Origin of the sequence: Actinomadura madurae (assembly GCF_900115095.1) — a bacterium.
Classification (GTDB): Bacteria; Actinomycetota; Actinomycetes; order Streptosporangiales; family Streptosporangiaceae; genus Spirillospora; species Spirillospora madurae.
Map to the genome: position 1 here is coordinate 115429 of NZ_FOVH01000017.1, position 15982 is coordinate 131410.

The 15982-nt window shown below is 72.6% G+C and carries 15 protein-coding genes; 4 read left to right on the forward strand and 11 right to left on the reverse strand.

What is annotated here, in order from left to right:
- Window positions 1-73: 73 nt before the first annotated feature.
- Window positions 74-1564, reverse strand: coding sequence for an IMP dehydrogenase (guaB, locus tag BM339_RS36670; protein WP_021594103.1), 1491 nt, complete (start codon window positions 1562-1564; stop codon window positions 74-76).
- Between the two features lie 243 nt (window positions 1565-1807).
- On the opposite strand from guaB, the gene BM339_RS36675 reads away from it, so the two are divergent.
- Window positions 1808-2197 carry a DUF5319 domain-containing protein gene (locus BM339_RS36675; protein ID WP_075023884.1) on the forward strand — a complete coding sequence of 130 codons (390 nt, stop codon included), beginning with the start codon at window positions 1808-1810 and terminating at the stop codon, window positions 2195-2197.
- Between the two features lie 34 nt (window positions 2198-2231).
- Here the strand turns inward: BM339_RS36675 and BM339_RS36680 are convergent, their stop codons facing one another.
- The 4 genes from BM339_RS36680 to groES form a co-directional block, all read right to left on the reverse strand.
- On the reverse strand, window positions 2232-3071 hold the full coding sequence (locus BM339_RS36680; protein ID WP_075023885.1) for a hypothetical protein: 840 nt from the start codon (window positions 3069-3071) through the stop codon (window positions 2232-2234).
- Window positions 3068-3760, reverse strand: a complete 693-nt coding sequence (locus BM339_RS36685) for a sigma-70 family RNA polymerase sigma factor (RefSeq protein ID WP_412516175.1) — start codon at window positions 3758-3760, stop codon at window positions 3068-3070. The genes BM339_RS36680 and BM339_RS36685 overlap by 4 nt, the downstream gene beginning before the upstream one ends.
- Before the next feature lie 215 nt (window positions 3761-3975).
- On the reverse strand, window positions 3976-5601 hold the full coding sequence (gene groL, locus BM339_RS36690) for a chaperonin GroEL (RefSeq protein ID WP_021594483.1): 1626 nt from the start codon (window positions 5599-5601) through the stop codon (window positions 3976-3978).
- Between the two features lie 85 nt (window positions 5602-5686).
- On the reverse strand, window positions 5687-5995 hold the full coding sequence (gene groES, locus BM339_RS36695) for a co-chaperone GroES (protein ID WP_021594484.1): 309 nt from the start codon (window positions 5993-5995) through the stop codon (window positions 5687-5689).
- Between the two features lie 235 nt (window positions 5996-6230).
- On the opposite strand from groES, the gene BM339_RS36700 reads away from it, so the two are divergent.
- From BM339_RS36700 to BM339_RS36710, 3 genes are all read left to right on the forward strand, one after another.
- Window positions 6231-7451 (forward strand): THUMP-like domain-containing protein, encoded by a 1221-nt coding sequence (locus tag BM339_RS36700; RefSeq protein ID WP_075023886.1) that lies wholly within the window; start codon window positions 6231-6233, stop codon window positions 7449-7451.
- 646 nt (window positions 7452-8097) lie between these two features.
- On the forward strand, window positions 8098-9747 hold the full coding sequence (locus BM339_RS36705; protein ID WP_021594486.1) for an apolipoprotein A-IV repeat region-like domain-containing protein: 1650 nt from the start codon (window positions 8098-8100) through the stop codon (window positions 9745-9747).
- A 232-nt stretch (window positions 9748-9979) separates the two neighbouring features.
- Window positions 9980-10921: a phosphotransferase family protein gene (locus tag BM339_RS36710; RefSeq protein WP_033330065.1), complete on the forward strand. Its 942-nt coding sequence runs from the start codon at window positions 9980-9982 to the stop codon at window positions 10919-10921.
- Window positions 10922-10940: 19 nt separating this feature from the next.
- Here BM339_RS36710 and tsaD read toward each other — a convergent pair whose 3' ends face one another.
- From tsaD to BM339_RS36740, 6 genes are all read right to left on the reverse strand, one after another.
- Entirely contained in the window at window positions 10941-11975 is a 1035-nt protein-coding gene (gene tsaD / locus BM339_RS36715) for a tRNA (adenosine(37)-N6)-threonylcarbamoyltransferase complex transferase subunit TsaD (RefSeq protein WP_218163856.1), read from the reverse strand.
- A 43-nt stretch (window positions 11976-12018) separates the two neighbouring features.
- Window positions 12019-12486 carry a ribosomal protein S18-alanine N-acetyltransferase gene (gene rimI / locus BM339_RS36720; RefSeq protein ID WP_033330102.1) on the reverse strand — a complete coding sequence of 156 codons (468 nt, stop codon included), beginning with the start codon at window positions 12484-12486 and terminating at the stop codon, window positions 12019-12021.
- Window positions 12487-12506: 20 nt separating this feature from the next.
- A complete protein-coding gene (gene tsaB / locus BM339_RS36725; protein ID WP_021594490.1) occupies window positions 12507-13187 on the reverse strand; it encodes a tRNA (adenosine(37)-N6)-threonylcarbamoyltransferase complex dimerization subunit type 1 TsaB in 681 nt (226 codons plus the stop codon).
- Window positions 13188-13222: 35 nt separating this feature from the next.
- Window positions 13223-14311 (reverse strand): hypothetical protein, encoded by a 1089-nt coding sequence (locus tag BM339_RS49165; RefSeq protein WP_111832386.1) that lies wholly within the window; start codon window positions 14309-14311, stop codon window positions 13223-13225.
- 126 nt (window positions 14312-14437) lie between these two features.
- Window positions 14438-14908: a tRNA (adenosine(37)-N6)-threonylcarbamoyltransferase complex ATPase subunit type 1 TsaE gene (gene tsaE, locus BM339_RS36735; protein WP_021594492.1), complete on the reverse strand. Its 471-nt coding sequence runs from the start codon at window positions 14906-14908 to the stop codon at window positions 14438-14440.
- A complete protein-coding gene (locus tag BM339_RS36740; protein WP_021594493.1) occupies window positions 14905-15981 on the reverse strand; it encodes an alpha/beta fold hydrolase in 1077 nt (358 codons plus the stop codon). Before BM339_RS36740 ends, tsaE begins: the two co-directional genes overlap by 4 nt.
- Window position 15982 lies beyond the last annotated feature (1 nt).

Here is a 15982-nt window from a genome sequence, read left to right on the forward strand (position 1 = left end):
GAGCCGACACCAGGGAGCCGTAAGGCCTGCCGCGAGCACCACTGTGCACCCCATGCGCACCGAGGGCCGAAGGTCAGCGGCCCTGGTAGTTGGGGGCCTCCACGGTCATCTGGATGTCGTGGGGGTGGCTCTCGCGCAGGCCGGCGGCGCTGATGCGCATGAGCTGGCCGCGCTCCTGGAGTTCGGGGATGGTGCGGGTGCCCGCGTACCACATGGACTGGTGGAGGCCGCCGACGAGCTGGTGCGCGACGTTGGCGAGGGGGCCGCGGTAGGGGACCTGGCCCTCGACGCCCTCGGGGATCAGCTTCTCCTCGGCGGTGACGTCGCCCTGGGCGTAGCGGTCCTTGGAGTAGGAGGCGCCGCGCTCGCGGTTGCGCATCGCGCCGAGCGAGCCCATGCCGCGGTACGACTTGTACTGCTTGCCGTGGACGAAGATCAGCTCGCCCGGGGACTCCTCGACCCCGGCGAGCAGGCTGCCGAGCATGACCGTGTCGGCGCCCGCGACGAGGGCCTTGGCGATGTCGCCGGAGTACTGCAGGCCGCCGTCCCCGATCACCGGGACGCCGGCCTCGCGGGCCGCGCGGGACGCCTCCAGGATGGCGGTGATCTGCGGGACGCCGACGCCGGCGACGATGCGGGTGGTGCAGATCGAGCCCGGCCCGACGCCGACCTTGATCGCGTCGGCGCCCGCGTCCACCAGCACCTTGGCGCCGGCCTGGGTGGCCACGTTGCCGCCGACGACCTGGACCGGCGCGTTCCCCTTGATCGCGGCGATGGTGTCGGCGACGCCCTTGGAGTGGCCGTGCGCCGTGTCGACGATGACCACGTCGGTGCCGGCCTCGATGAGGGCGCGGGCGCGGCGGATCGCGTCGTCGCCGACGCCGACCGCGGCGGCGACGAGCAGGCGGCCGTCGGCGTCCTTGGTGGAGTCGGGGTACTGCTCGCTCTTGGTGAAGTCCTTGGTGGTGATGAGGCCCTTGAGGCGCCCGTCGGCGTCGACGAGCGGGAGCTTCTCCACCTTGTTGCCCGCCAGCAGCCGGAACGCCTCGTCCCGCGACACGCCGACCGGGGCGGTGACCAGCGGCATCGGCGTCATGACCTCGCGGACCGGGCGGGACAGGTCCGACTCGAAGCGCATGTCGCGGTTCGTCACGATGCCGACCAGGACGCCGCGGACGTCGGTGACGGGCACGCCGGAGATCCGGTAGTGGGCGCAGAGCTCCTCGACGTCGGCGAGGGTGGCGTCCGGCAGGCACGTCACCGGCTTCGTGATCATGCCGGACTCGGACCGCTTGACGCGGTCGGCCTCCTCGGCCTGCTCCTCGATCGCCATGTTGCGGTGCAGCACGCCGATGCCGCCCTGCCGCGCCATCGCGATGGCCGTCCGGGACTCGGTGACGGTGTCCATCGCCGCCGACACCAGCGGGATGCGCAGCGAGATCTCGCGGGTGAGCCGGGTGGTGGTGTCGGCCTCGCCCGGCTGCAGGTCGGAGTAGCCCGGGAGCAGGAGGACGTCGTCGAAGGTCAGGCCCTGCGGGAGGATCTTGTCGGCGGCGGGGTTCATGACAACCTTCCCGTGGTGGTCGCGGCATCGGGCCAGGTCACGCGGGACCCGGCTTCCATGGTAGGGGCTGGGCCCGCGCCCGGACGGGGTGTTGCGCACGGCGGTCACGTGGCCTTGATGACATCTCGCAACAACACGGACGGTCCTGTCCATTCCCCTCGTTCAGCCACGCATCGTGACCGTTCACACACGGAGAAGAGCGGGGGGTGCACCTCATGGGCGGTCCCGCAGTAGCGTGGGGGTGTGCACGACGACGCACCGCTCGACCCGTTCGCCGGCGATCCGGAGGATCCGGCGGCGGCGCTGGGCGACCCCGGCGACGACACCGCTCCGCTCAGCGTGACGGAGCGGGAGGACGTGCTGGCCGACCTCGCCGACCTGGAGGTGTTCCGGGCGCTGCTGGAGCCGCTCGGCGTGCGCGGCCTCACCGTCGACTGCGGCGACTGCGGCAAGCTCCACTACATCGACTGGGACCTGCTGCACGGCAACCTGCGCCACCTGCTCGACGAGGGCCTTCCGCGCGTGCACGAACCCGCGCTGTCCCCCGATCCCGTCGACTACGTGAGCTGGGAGTACGCCCGCGGCTACGTCGACGGCGTGATCGACAGCGAAGAGGGCCGCGACGAGAACTGACCGCCCGCGCGGTCGGTCCCCCACCAGCCCCCGGTCAGTCCCCGCGGGGACGGTCCTCGCGGGGCGGGTGCCGGAGGGCGCGCTTCTCGGCCTCCCTGCGCAGGTCCTCGATGCGGCGGCGCGGGTCGTCCTCGGCCGGGCCGTCCGGCCGGGTGGACGGGGCGGAGTTCACCATCGGGGCGGGCGCCTCGGGACGCTCGGGAGGCTCGGGACGGCGGCGCAGGACCGGGTCGAGGCGGCGCTTGAAGCGGTCGATCCTCTCGCGCTCCTGACCTCCGGGCGCGGTGACGCCGCCGGGTTCCGGGGAGGAGCGGGCGGGCGGCCGCGGACGTTCGCGCGTCGCGGCGTCGGTGTCGGTCCCGGCCCGGGGCACGTCCGGCGCGCCGGCCGTGCTCGGCGCCGGGGACGCGGTGGTCTGGTCGGCGACGCCGCCCGCCGCGGCGACACCGCTGCTGGCGAGGACGGCACCGGCCACCCCGAGGGCGACGATCGTGCGCGGCCCGCGGCGGCGGGGTCCGGGCCCCTGCGGCGCGGGCGGCGCCGTGCCGGGGCCGGAGCCGGAGTCCGGGTCGTCCACATCGGTGATCAGCGCGTGCAGCAGCCGCACCGCCGGGTCGGGGTCGTCGGCCGCACGCTCGCCCGGCGGGCGGGAAGGGGAGCCCTCCGGCGCCGGGCCGGGGCGGGCCGCCCGGTCGCCGGCGCGCCGCCGCGCCGCCAGCGACTCGATCAGGGCGTCGGTGCGGCGCACCGCGCCGAGGTCCTCGGGAGGACCGGCGGGCGGGCCGCCGGGCGGGGACGGCGCGTCGCCGGAATGCGAAGGCTCGGCCGGATTCGGGCCGCCCCGGACGCCGGTGAGGGGGCCGCGCTCCGTCAAGCGATCGACTCCTCTCTGGCCATCGCCCGGAGCCGGGCCAGGGCCCGGTGCTGGGCGACCCGGACGGCGCCCGCGGACATGCCCAGCACGTTGCCGGTCTCCTCCGCCGACAGGCCCGCGACGACCCGCAGCAGCACCAGCTCGCGCTGGTGCTCGGGCAGCCGCGTGAGCAGGTCGCGGGCGCGCTGGGCCTCGATGTAGCGCACCACCGTCTCCTCGGGCCCCGGCCGGTCGTCGGGGCCGTCCGGCAGGTCCTCGGTGGGGACGGCCGCGCGCACCGCGCTGCGCAGCGCGTCGGCGATCTTGTGCGCGGCGATGCCGAAGACGAAGGAGGCGAACGGACGGCCCATGTCGCGGTAGCGGGGCAGCGCCGACAGGACGGCGATGCAGACCTCCTGCGCCACGTCGTCGGCGATGTGGTACTGCCCGGAGACCCGTCCGAGCCGGGCCCGGCAGTACCGGACGATCATGGGCCGCACCTCGGCGATGAGGACCTCGATGGCCCCCGGGTCGCCCTGGACGGCGCGGTTCGTCAGCTCCTTGAGGTCGCCGTCGCCCGCGTCCGCGGCGCGCAGCGCCCGCGTCCCGCGCCCGCCGTCGCGGGCCGGCGGAGGGGCCGGCCCTCCCGAGGGTTCGGCAGCGCGCGCGGTCACGGTCCCGGCGTAGCATCCCTCGGTCACGTCAAGCATGATGCCCAGCACCCCCGGGCGTGTCTCCACTGTCCTCTACAACGGAATGGTCACAGTGCGGGATCGAACCTGGGGATACTACGCAACGTTTCCGCACGACTGCCGTGTGTTGCCGTTCGAAGAGGGTCCCGGAGACGAACAAGACCCCCGCCCGGACGGACGGGGGTCTTGCCGAAACATTCCGGACGGGACGTGTCCCTCCGGGTGAGCCGACCTCAGTGGCCGTGCCCGTGGCCGTGGCCGTGACCGCCGGCGGCCTCCTCCGGCTCCTCCGGCTTGTCGACCACGAGCGCCTCGGTGGTGAGCAGCATGCCCGCGATCGAGGCGGCGTTGGTGACCGCGGAGCGGGTGACCTTCACCGGGTCGATGACGCCCTGGGCGATCAGGTCGCCGTACTCGTTCGTCGCGGCGTTGTAGCCGTGGCCCGACTGCAGCGCCTGCACCTTGGAGACGACGACGTAGCCCTCCTGGCCGGCGTTCTCGGAGATCCAGCGGAGCGGCTCGTTCAGCGCGCGGCGGACCGCCTCGGCGCCGGTGGCCTCGTCGCCGGACAGGCCGAGGGAGTCGAAGCCCTCCTTGCCGACGTGCACCAGCGCGCTGCCGCCGCCGGAGACGATGCCCTCCTCGATCGCCGCGCGGGTCGCCGAGATGGCGTCCTCCAGGCGGTGCTTCTTCTCCTTCAGCTCCACCTCGGTGGCGGCGCCGACGCGCAGCACGCAGACGCCGCCGGCCAGCTTGGCCAGGCGCTCCTGCAGCTTCTCGCGGTCCCAGTCGGAGTCGCTGTTCTCGATCTCGACCTTGATCTGGTTGACCCGCGCGTTGATCTCGTCCGCGGAGCCCTCGCCGTCGACGATGGTGGTGGCGTCCTTGGTGACGGTGATCCGGCGGGCACGGCCGAGGTCCTCCAGCCCGATGGAGTCGAGCTTGAGGCCGATGGCCTCGCTGACGACCTGGCCGCCGGTCAGGGTGGCCATGTCGCCGAGCATCGCCTTGCGGCGGTCGCCGAAGCCCGGCGCCTTGACCGCGACGGAGGTGAAGGTGCCGCGGATCTTGTTGGCGACGAGCAGCGCCAGGGCCTCGCCCTCGACGTCCTCGGCCACCACGAGCAGCGGCTTCTTGGTCTGCGCGACCTTCTCGGCCAGCGGCAGGAACTCCTGCACGTTGGAGATCTTGCCGTCCACGATGAGCACGTAGGCGTCCTCCAGGACGGCCTCCATGCGCTCGTGGTCGGTGACCATGTGCGGCGACAGGTAGCCCTTGTCGAACTGGAGGCCCTCGGTGAACTCCAGTTCGAGGCCCATGGTGTGGGCCTCCTCGACGGTGATGACGCCGTCCTTGCCGACCTTGTCGAACGCCTCGGCGATCAGCTCGCCGATCTGCGGGTCCTGCGCGGAGATGGTCGCGACGTGCGCGATCTCGCCCTTCTCGCCGACCTCGCGGGCCGACTTGCGCAGCTGGTCGGAGACGTACTGGGCGGCCGCGTCGATGCCGCGCTTGAGGGCGAGCGGCGACGCGCCGGCCGCCACGTTGCGGGTGCCCTCGCGGACCAGCGCCTGCGCGAGGACGGTCGCCGTGGTGGTGCCGTCGCCCGCGATGTCGTTGGTCTTGGTCGCCACTTCCTTGGCGAGCTGGGCCCCGAGGTTCTCGTAGGGGTCCTCCAGCTCCACCTCGCGGGCGATGGTGACGCCGTCGTTGGTGATCGTCGGCGCGCCGAACTTCTTGTCGATGACGACGTTGCGGCCGCGCGGGCCGATCGTCACCTTGACGGCGTCCGCGAGAGCGTTGACGCCGCGCTCAAGAGCCCGGCGAGCGTCCTCCTCGAACTCCAGGATCTTCGCCATGCGGATACTCCTCTTTCACGCGATCCGCCCCGGCAGGCCCGCCGAAGGCGGCGCCGACCGGGGCGGGTGCATCACGTCTCGGTGATTACTTCTCGATGACCGCGAGCACGTCGCGGGCCGAGAGGACGAGGTACTCCTCGTTGTTGTACTTGACCTCGGTGCCGCCGTACTTGCTGTAGAGCACGACCTCGCCGACCTTGACGTCGACGGGGACGCGCTCGCCCTTGTCGTCGACGCGACCCGGGCCAACGGCAAGGACGGTGCCCTCCTGGGGCTTCTCCTTGGCGGTGTCCGGGATCACCAGGCCCGACGCGGTGGTGGTCTCGGCCTCAAGCGGCTGGACGACGATGCGGTCCTCAAGCGGCTTGAGAACAACCTTGGTGGCGGTCGTCACGATCTGACCTCCCCTTCGATTGGTCCTCGGCCGGCCACGGATGGCCGGCCAGCACATGTGACAGAGAGGCGACCCTGGACCGGCCTGCCGTCGCGGGTGCCAGACCGACCTTTGTCGCTGTATTGGCACTCTCACTATGAGAGTGCCAGACATGGAGACTATTCCGTGGCCGTTGGCCCGTCAACACGGACACGGAGGCACCACGCGCCGTTCACCGGGGGCTAACTTCCACCCTATGGACATCCCGTCGTTCCGGGCCCTGCGCACCCCCTCCGGGCAGGCGCTCCTCAGCGAGACGGCCGCGGCCGACGTGAGCGAGGACGCCCTGCTCGCCACCGCGTCCCGCTTGCGTGAACGGCACGATCCCGCGCTCGTCTCCGCCGCGCTGACGCAGGCGCGGTTGCGTGTGCGGGCGCGGGCCAAGTTCGGCGCGGACGCCGAGCGCATGTACTTCACCCAGGCGGGGCTGGAGCAGTCGACCCGTGCGAGCGTGGCGGCCTACAGGGCGGGACGGTTCGCGGACCGACTCCCCGGCGCGCGTGTTCTCGACCTGGGGTGCGGGATAGGGGCCGACCTCGTCTCCCGAGCGCGCGCGGGGCTCGCCGGGGAGGGCGTGGAGCTCGACCCGCTCACGGCCGAGGTCGCCCAGGCGAACGTGACCGCTCTCGGGTTGGACGGTCTCGCTTCTGTGCGGGTGGGTGACGCGACCAACGAGGACCCGTCCGGGTTCGGCGCGGCGTTCGCCGACCCTGGACGGAGAACCGCACGGGGCCGGGTCTTCGATCCCCGCGCGTATGAGCCGCCGCTCGACGTCGTCCTCGACATGGCCGCCAAGGTGCCGGCCGCTTGCGTGAAGGTCGCGCCCGGCATCCCGCACGAGGCCGTGCCCGACGGCGCGGAGGCCGAGTGGGTCTCGGTCGGCGGTGACGTCAAGGAAGCGGCCCTGTGGCTCGGTGAGCTGGCCGGGGATGTGGGGCGCAGTGCCACGCTGCTGTCGTCCGACCTCGATCCAGAGGTGTGGACGCTGACGCCGCAGGGGTTCGACGCCCCGGACGTGCGCGCGTGGGGCCGTTACCTGTACGAGCCTGACGGAGCCGTGATCCGCGCCCATCTGGTCGGCGAGGTGGCGGAGCTGGTCGGCGGTGGTCTGGCCGATCCGCACATCGCGTACATCACGTCCGATGAGCTGCGTCCGACCCCGTTCGCCTCCGCCTACGCGATAGAGGACGTGCTGCCGTTCTCGGTGAAGCGGCTGCGCGCGGAACTGCGCCGGCGCGAGATCGGGGTGCTGACCGTCAAGAAGCGCGGCTCGGCCGTGGACGTCGACCGGCTCCGGCACGACCTCGGCTTCGGCAGGCGGCGCCCCGGACGCGGCGCGAAGGAGCTGACCCTGGTGGTCACGCGCGTCGGGCGCGACCCGGTCGCGCTTCTCGCCCACCCGGTCGCGGGCGCCTGAGCCGCGTCGCGGGCGCCTGACCCGCCCGGACGGGCGGCCGGACGGCAACCGTGCCCAAAGATCTTCCCGTGGCGGGGCAACACCAAGCGGGGCCGGGCGACGCGCCATGGCGGTGCAAATCATCGGCGCTTTCCGGCATTGCGTTCACCACCGGGATTGCGGGCGCCCGGCAAGCGCCGGCGGAGGCGGGGAAACGGCCCGGTGAGATCAACCGGCCGGAAAACACCAAGGCAGGTTCAGCGGCCGGGACTCCGAAGGCCCCAATGCGTCCCCGAAATGCCCCGCGGCCCGTTCCGTTGCATCACGCGGTTCACACACGCATCGCCCGGCCGTAGCGGACCGCGGGTTCGGGAACTGCCGATGTTGGACGAGATGTACGGACAGAACGCCGGACCCTGCGACCTCCCCTGCCGCCCCCGGACGGTACCCATCACCACGATCACCACAAGGGCCGTGAAGCGGGAATTCCACGCCCGCCCGGCTATTTCTCGCTATTCGCCCCAGCCGGATAACAGGCGCATTCCGCAGAACTCATAATCTTCTCTGCTACCCGTTTTAGCAGTGCTCTACACGCACTACAGTGGCCACTCCAGAGATTCATTTGCCGTGCGTCATTTCGTCGCGCCGGCACACGAAGGAGCATCGGGTGGAAACGAATCACAACTTCCTGCAGACGGGGGGTCAACCGGTCTCGGATCGGATGCGGGAGTTGCTCGCCCGTGCGGCGCAGGACCACGTCTATGAACAGCGCTCACAGGGTCAGGTCCTGGACGAGATTCGCCAGCGGCTGGAAGGCATGGAGTGGCTGCTCCGCGAGGTCCGCGAGCGGGAGCTCAGCGGGCTGACCGGGCAGATCGAGAGCGTCCGCGGGCAGGTCGACGAACTGTCCGGCAAGCCCCCGGAATGGGCCGAAGGCCTGGCCGAGCACATCGAGGCGTTCGGCGAGCGGGTCAAGCCCGTCGCCGAGCTGCCCGCGCTGTGGGCCGACGTCGGCGTCGTCGCCGAGAACGTCGACGAGGGCCTGACCCGCATCCAGGCCGTCCTCGACTCCGCGCAGCAGATCACCGACGCCACGCAGCAGGCGTCGCAGCGCATGGACGAGATGACCAAGCGGCTCGACAAGCTCCAGGGCAGCATGGAGGCCGCGTCCGTCCGCTTCAACCGGCTCGACAAGTCGCTGGCCGAGCTGGGCCACCGGTCCGAGCGGCTGGAGCATTCGATCAACGGGGTCACGGCCCGGGTCGACCAGGCGCTCGGCGAGATGGCCGAGCGGATGGAGCAGGGTCTGGAGGCCGTCAACGGCCGGGTCGAGGGCGTCGGCGGGCGGCTCGACGGCCTGGACGGCCGGCTGGACGGCGTCGACGGCCGCCTCGAAGGCGTGTCCGGCAAGCTGGACGGCATGGACGGCCGCTTCGAGAGCCTCGACGGCCGCATCGACGGGGTGGGCGAGCGGATCGCCCGGCTGCCCGCCACGCTGGAGATCGCCGAGCTGCACCGGCTGCTGAACGAGGTCGCGCAGCGCCCGGCGGCCGAGTACGGCGACCGCTTCGACGCGCTGGAGAAGCACCTCGCCGAGGCCGTCGACCCGCTGATCGAGGAGCTGCGCGCCCGGCCGGACCGCGACGAGGTCAAGGCGACCATGTCGCAGATCGCCGAGACCGCCTACAGCGACGTCGCCAAGCGGATGGACGAGTTCTCCCGCCGGTTCGAGGACGTGCACGACGACGTCCGCAAGCGCATCGAGAACATCCACGAGGAGGTCACCAAGCGGGTCGACGTCGCGCTGGAGGAGTTCACCACCCAGGTCGCCATCGTCTCCCGCCGCGTCGAGTCGGTGCACGCCGACGTCACCAAGCAGGTCGAGGCCGTGCACACCGATGTGGCGCGGCAGGTCAGCGGCGTCCACGACGACTTCGGCAAGCGGATCGGCGACATCCACGAGGACGTCACGCGGCAGGTCGGCACCATCCATGAGGACGTCGCCAAGCAGGTCGGCAACATGCAGGAGGACGTCGCGCGCCAGGTCGGCGGCGTGCACGCGGAGTTCGCGCGGCGGGTGGAGAGCATGCAGGACGAGGCCGGGCGGCGCGCCGACGCCGCGCAGGCCGAGTTCGCCAAGCGCTTCACCAACGTCCAGGACGAGGTCGGCCGCAAGGTGGACGGCGTCCACGACGAGGTCTCCAAGCAGGTCAACGCGGTCCACGAGGACGTGCTGAAGCGGCTGTCCACCCTGGAGGAGACGATGCTCGCCCTGGCCGAGGCGCTGCTGCGTCCCCGGCGGGAGGCCAAGGACTGACCGGACCGGACCGGGCCCGGGGGCAGCCCCCGGGCCCGCGCCGAACGGCGGCCGGGTGGGGCCGGCGCGGGCCCCACCCGGCCGCATTCGGATACCCAACGGAATCCGTGGTGTTTGTCCGGCTAAGGGGTGTGACGACCGGAGGACCTCCCTCAAGCGACCCCGATGACGTGCATTTTGTTACGTTCCGTCTTCGCAAAATCACTCCCAATACCCTTCGGAATCCGTTTTGATGGATCAGGTGACCCACACACCGGCTCCCTGCCTGCAGACCGGCGCCCCGCCCGCCTCCACCACCCTGCGCTGGGTGGAGGAGTGCCTCGGCAAGGGCGCCGAGGTCCGCATGGTGCGGCCCCTCGCCGGCGGCGGCACCCACGCCAACCACGCCCTCCTCGTCGAGACCCGCTCCGGCGAGGCGCACCGCCTCGTCCTGCGCCGCTGGACGTCCCGCGCCCCCGGGCCCGCGCGCCGCAGCTACGGCGACACCGAGTTCTCCCCCGAGCGCGAGATCGCCGCGCTGGCCCTGCTCGCCGGCTGCGAGATCCCCACCCCGGCGCTCGTCGCCGCCGACCCCGCGGGCGCCTACTGCGACGTCCCCGCCCTGCTCATCACCCGGCTCAAGGGCCACCCGCCGCGCCCCTCGCCCGACGACATGCCCGAGTACCTCATCCAGCTGGCCGCCGCCCTGCTGTCGGTGCACGCGCTGAACGGCGCGTCCACCATGCCGCCGTACGTGCCGCACAACCGGCTCGACGTGCGGGTCCCGCCCGTGCACGCGCTGCGCCCCGGCCTGTGGGAGCGCGCCTTCGAGGTCGCCGAGCGCCCCGCCCCCGAGGCGCCCGTCCGGTTCATCCACCGCGACTACCACGCCGACAACACGCTGTGGTCGTTCGGCAGGCTCACCGGCGTCGTCGACTGGTCGGACGCCTCGTCCGGCCCCGTCGCCGTCGACATCGCCCGCATGCGCCGCGGCCTGGCCCTGCGCCACGGCACCGGCGTCGCCGACCACTTCCTCGCCACGTTCGACCAGGTCTCCGGCGGCCACCGGCACGACCCGTACTGGGACGTCCGCAGCGTCCTCGACCTCCTCCCCGAGGACGACGACCGCACCATCGACGAGGCCCACGTCCCCCTCTACGAGGACTACCTGGCGAGACTGCTGGCGGAGTGCTAGCCCGGCGGAGCACCCGGGGTCAGCAGCTGATGGTCTCTATGGGGAGGCTGGAGTCGGCCGGCAGCCCCAGGGCGGACGGGGGCGCGCCGGCGGCGGCCAGCTCGGAGCCCAGCGCGGCGACCATCGCGCCGTTGTCGGTGCACAGCTTCGGGCGCGGGACGCGCAGCCGCACGCCCGCCGCCTCGCAGCGCTCCGCGGCGAGGGCGCGCAGCCGCGAGTTGGCCGCGACACCGCCGCCGATCAGCAGGTCGCCGACGCCGTTGTCCTTGCAGACCTTCAGCGCCTTGCGCGTCAGCACGTCCACGACGGCCTCCTGGAAGGACGCCGCCACGTCCGCGACCGGGACCGGCTCGCCCGAGCGCTCCCTCGCCTCCACCCAGCGGGCCACGGCCGTCTTCAGGCCGGAGAACGAGAAGTCGTAGGTGCCGTCGTCGTACTTGCCGCGGGGGAACGCGATCGCGGCCGGGTCGCCGTCGCGGGCCCTGCGGTCGATGACGGGGCCGCCCGGGAAACCGAGGTCGAGGACCCGCGCGACCTTGTCGAACGCCTCCCCCGCCGCGTCGTCCACGGTGCCGCCGAGGGAACGGACGTCGCCCGCCACGTCCGGCACCAGCAGCAGGGACGAGTGCCCGCCCGACACCAGCAGCGCCACGCACGGCTTCGGCAGCGGGCCGTGTTCGAGCTGGTCGACGCACACGTGCGCGGCGAGATGGTTGACGCCGTAGAGCGGCTTGCCGAGCGACAGCGCGTACGCCTTGGCGGCGGCGACGCCCACCATCAGCGCGCCCGGCAGGCCCGGCCCGGCCGTCACCGCGAACGCGTCCACGTCGGTGAACGCCACGCCGGCCTCGGCCAGCGCCCGCTCGACCGTCGGCCCCATCGCCTCCAGGTGCGCGCGGGACGCGACCTCCGGCACGACGCCGCCGAACCGGGCGTGCTGGTCGACGCTGGAGGCGATCGCGTCCGCCAGCAGCGTGTGCCCCCGCACGATCCCGATCCCCGTCTCGTCGCACGAGGTCTCGATCCCGAGCACGAGCGGCTCGTCCCGAATCACGTTGACTCTCCCTGTGTCGAGTGCCTGCAGAGGTGCCCGCGGGTCACTCGGGTCTGGTGAAGCCGATGGGCGGACGGTCGCGGAGCGTCCGGCACATGACGATCGCGTCCACGTCCGATGGTTGGTAGTAGCGCTTGCGGACGCCGACCCGGGTGAAGCCGAACCGCTCGTAGAGGCGGTGGGCGGCGTCGTTGTCGGCGCGGACCTCCAGGAACACCGACTCGCTGCGCCGCCGGACGGCCTCGTCGAGGAGCTCGGTGAGCAGCGCGGCGCCGATGCCGTGCTTGCGCCGGTCCGCACGGACCCCGATGGTCTGCACGTCGGCCTGCCCGCCCGCGGCGGCGAGGCCCGCGTAGCCGACGATCTCGCCGCCGGGATCGGCCGCGACGACGTAGTGGCGGGTGCGGGGCTGGTCGGCGAGCTCCCCGGCGAGCATCTCCTCGCTCCAGGCGTTCTCGGGGAACAGCGAGCGGTCCAGCCGGTGGACCGCCGGCAGGTCGTCGCCGGTCATGGGCCGCAGCACGATCCCGCTCACGCCGGCGTCACCTTCTTGCGCGGGCCCGGCTCCTTCGCGTCCGGCCGGCGCAGGTAGAGGGGCTCGGGCGGCAGGAGCGGCGGCACCTTCAGGCCCGCCAGCCGCGCGATCGCCAGCTCGGCGAGGGCGCCGGCGGTGGGCAGCAGCGGCTCGTGCCCGGAACCGCCGAGGACGTCCGGATAGAGGGCGGCGCCCTCACCGACCACGGGGAGCCCGTGGGGCGCGCCGTCCAGGACGTCGGACGGCGGCCCGACGGCGGGCCCGGTCGCGCGGGCGCGGGCCGAGTGGTACCGCGCCCAGTAGACCTCCTTGCGGCGGGCGTCCGTCGCGACGGCGAACGGCTCGTCCCTCCCGGTGGCCCAGGCGATGACGTCCAGCGTGCAGACGCCGTGCACCGGGATGCTCAGCGCCTCGCCCATCGCGCGGGCGGTGACGAGACCGACGCGCAGGCCGGTGTACGGTCCAGGGCCGACCCCGACGGCGATCGCGCTGAGGTCGCCGGACGCGGCCCCGGCCTCCGCCATCACCCCCGCGATGGACGGGATGAGCAGCTCGGTGTGGCGCCGCGGATCGACGTCCTCGGCCAGGCCGCGCGGCACCGCGCCCTCACCCGGGGTCCACTCGTAGAGCGCCACGGTGATCGCGGCGGTCGCGGTGTCGAAAGCCAAGACCAGCACGGGTTGTAAGCCTACCGGTCAGTGGCGGGGGATGGTCAGCCCTGGTTCAGCGCCGTCACCACGGCCTTGGCCACCTCGGTGGCGCCGCCGGTGGCGTCACGGGACGCCAGCGGGCCGCCCTTGTTGGAGCCCGAGTAGTGGATGGTGACGAGGACGTTCCCGAGCCGGACGTTGCCGACGGCCTCGCCGGAGCCCTGCTTGTCGTCGACGCTGTAGACGATGTAGCCCTCGTCGCCGACGCCCTCCAGCCGGATCTTGTCCTTGAGCTCCTGGCCGGCCAGCAGCGCCTTGCCGGACTCGTCGGCGGTCCGCTCGGTGGTGAACGTCTTGCGGGCCGCGTCCGTCGGGGTCTGGTCGGCGCCGCCGGCGATCGCGCGGAGCTCTATGGTGAGCTGCCGCTTCCGGTCGCCCGCGTAGGCGCCCCAGACGCACTGGTTCTGCTGGTCGTCGCCCTGGTAGTTGTCGGCCACGTTGCGCTCGGAGTCGGGCGCCAGCTTGTTGATCAGATCGTCGCCGACGATCGTGCAGGAGTCGGGGACGGCGGCGCGCTCGCCCTTCGCCGTCGGCGAGCTCTCGGAGGCGCCGCTGCCGACGACCTGCCCGCTGCCCTTCTCGCCGCTCGCGCCGACCCCGCTCAGGACGACGAACGCGGCCAGCACGCAGGCGCCGATGCCCGCGACGGCGCCGCCGACGATGACGGCCCAGCGCCGTCCGGCACGGCGGTCGCGCACGACCCGGTGGCTGCCGGTGCGGTATCCGCCGCTGCCGGACCGGTATCCGCCGCTGTCCGTCCTGTAGCCGCCGCTGCCGGTGCGGTAACCGCCGCTCTCGGTGCGGTAACCGCCGCTCTCGGTGCGGTAGCCCCCGCTCTCGGTGCGGTATCCGCCGCTCTCAGCTTGGTATCCGCCGCTGTCGGAACGATAGCCGCCGCTACCGGTCTCATAGGGCCCGGTCTCTCTCTGGTAGGGCCCGCTACCCGAACGCCCCGACGAGTACCGTCCGTACTCGTCGCCGCCCGCGCCGTACCCACCGCCGTCCCGCCGGTAACCGCCGTCAGACTCGTGGCCACCGCCCGAACCGCGGTAGCTGTCGCGGTGACTACCGCTGCGATGGCTACCACTCACCGGTTCCCACTCCCGTTGGAAATCGATAGGTCGCGAAGGTGAGGTTCGTTCGGCAAAGAGTACGACATGTAGCCGTAAAGTGGTCCATCCAGACTGGCAAAAACCGAAGAAGTTGCCGGACGATCGTCATCCAGGGCCGAGTTCCAGGTCGGCCCAGCGATGACCGACCCCGACGATCCTTACTTCGCGTTCCTCGCCGGGTCCGTCGCCGCGCGAAATGATCACTTCCAGCCGGTCCTCGGCGAGGCCCTCGGCGAGCCCTTCTCCCCATTCCACGATCGTCACCGATTCCGCCACGGACGCGTCCAGGTCAAGATCGTCCAGTTCCGCGAATCCGCCGAGCCGGTAGGCGTCCACATGGACCAGCGGAGGTCCGCCCGCCAGCGACGGGTGCACCCGCGCGATGACGAACGTCGGCGACGTGATCGGCCCGCGCACCTTCAGGCCCTCGCCGATGCCCTGCGTCAGCGTCGTCTTGCCCGCGCCGAGGTGCCCGGTCATCACGAGCAGGTCACCCGCGCGCAGCCGCCCGGCGAGCCGCAGGCCGAGCTCGCGCATGTCCTCCGCCGTCGGGACGGTGATGGTGAAGGCCCTCACGCGCTGCGCTCCTCTGCGTACTCGGGACGGACGCGGTCGATCAGCCGGCGCAGGCCGCCGGTGACCACGCCCGGGTACTCCAGCGGCAGCACGTGCCCGGCCTGCTCCACCTCGACCAGCTCCGCCTCCGGCATCGCCTCGGCGATGCGCCGGCCGTGCGCGGCCGGGGTCAGCCGGTCGCGCCCGCCGACCAGCACCAGCGCCGGCACGCCGCCGAGGACGTCCAGGCAGCCGGCCTTGTCGTGCGCCATCAGCGCCGGGTAGAACTCCGCGATCACGTCGATCGGCGTCGCCCGGATCATCTGCTCCAGGAAGTCGACCACGGACGGGCTGACGTACTTGTCGGCGAACGCCATCTTCCGCGTCACGACGAACGCCAGGTCGGCGCCCAGCCCGCGCGCCTTCTCCACCAGCTCCGCGCGGCGGCCGAGGCCGCGCAGCGTCCGCGGGGCGAGCGGCCGGACGGCCTTGGCCAGCACCATCGGGAGCCCCAGCGTCATCTCCGCCAGATCCCCGCAGGAGGTGTTCACCAGCGCGACGCCCACCACCCGCTCCTCGAACAGCTCCCGGTGCCGGTCCGCGAACGCCATGATCGCCATCCCGCCCATGGAGTGCCCGGCCAGGACGACCGGGGCGCCCGGCCGGACCGTCGCCTCCAGCACGGCGCGCAGGTCGTCCCCGGTCTGCTCGATCGTCGCGTTCGCGAGATCGCTGCGTCCCGAACGGCCGTGGCTGCGCTGGTCCCAGAAGACCATCCGCAGCGACCCCTGAAGGTCGCGCCGCTGGTAGTGCCAGGAATCCTGGTTGAGGGCGTAGCCGTGGCAGAACACGACCGTGAGATCGGCGTCCTCGGGGCCGTCCACCTCGACGTGCAGCGGCACGCCGTCGTCGGCGACGACGGTCGTCGCCCGGCCGCGCAGCTCGCCGAACGGCTCGCCGGCGTCCGGATCCGGCCGGAGCCGCACCCGCCCGACGGCGAGGTGCCGCAGCCCGACCGCCGCGCCCACGCCCGCCGCGCCGACACCCGCCACGACACCGGCGATGCCGATCCTGCGCCTGCTCTTGCTGTCCATG